This is a genomic window from Staphylococcus sp. GDX8P80P, assembly GCF_017893095.1.
Lineage (GTDB): Bacteria > Bacillota > Bacilli > Staphylococcales > Staphylococcaceae > Staphylococcus > Staphylococcus borealis.
Genome location: NZ_JAESMI010000136.1, coordinates 1 through 822 on the forward strand (window position 1 = coordinate 1; position 822 = coordinate 822).

The 822-nt window shown below is 29.7% G+C and carries 1 protein-coding gene; it reads left to right on the forward strand.

The genetic code is table 11. The features are described 5' to 3' along the window. On the forward strand, positions 1 to 819 hold an 819-nt coding region (locus KA858_RS11120), incomplete at its 5' end, for an ISL3 family transposase (protein ID WP_210135713.1). Between the last annotated feature and the right edge of the window lie 3 nt (positions 820 to 822).

Here is an 822-nt window from a genome sequence, read left to right on the forward strand (position 1 = left end):
GACGAATTTAAAAGTGTTAAAAATGTAACTGGGAAAATGAGCTTTATTTATGCAGATGCTGTATCGCACCGCATCGTAGATGTGGTAGCGGATCGTAAGTTAAAATCGTTAAAAGATCATTTTTATCGCTATTCTTTGAAACTAAGACAAAAAGTCAAAACGGTAACGATTGATATGTATGAACCATATATGTCGCTAATCAAGCAATTATTTCCTAATGCGAAGATTATTATTGATCGTTTTCATATTGTTCAATCCTTAAATCGAGCGTTAAATATGTCGAGAGTTCATGTAATGAATTGTTATAGGACCTCAAATAGACCGCTTTATAATAAATATAAACGTTATTGGAAATTATTTCTTAAACCTTTTGAAACGCTAGAGGCATTTAATTATCGTAAAGTCCATTTATTTAAAGAATGGAAAACTGAAAAAAGCATTGTAAATTACTTATTAGATGTAGATGAAGAATTATATAATACATATCACTACGTTCATGAGCTAAGACGATTATTAAAAGAAAACCAAATAGAGAAATTTAATCATAAACTCTTTTCTATTCATCTTTCAGATGTGTGTCCTAAATTACGCCCAGTCATTAGAACTTTAAGACGATTAGCAACTTTCATTGAAAATACTATGACATATTCTAACCTGACCAACGGTCCGTTAGAAGGAATTAATAATAAAATCAAACTCATTAAAAGGGTATCTTTTGGTTATAGAAATTATGATAATTTACGTAATCGAATTATTATAACTTCGCGACTATTTGCCTCAACAACAAAAAAAGAGATTAAACAACCTAAGGTTGCTTAATCT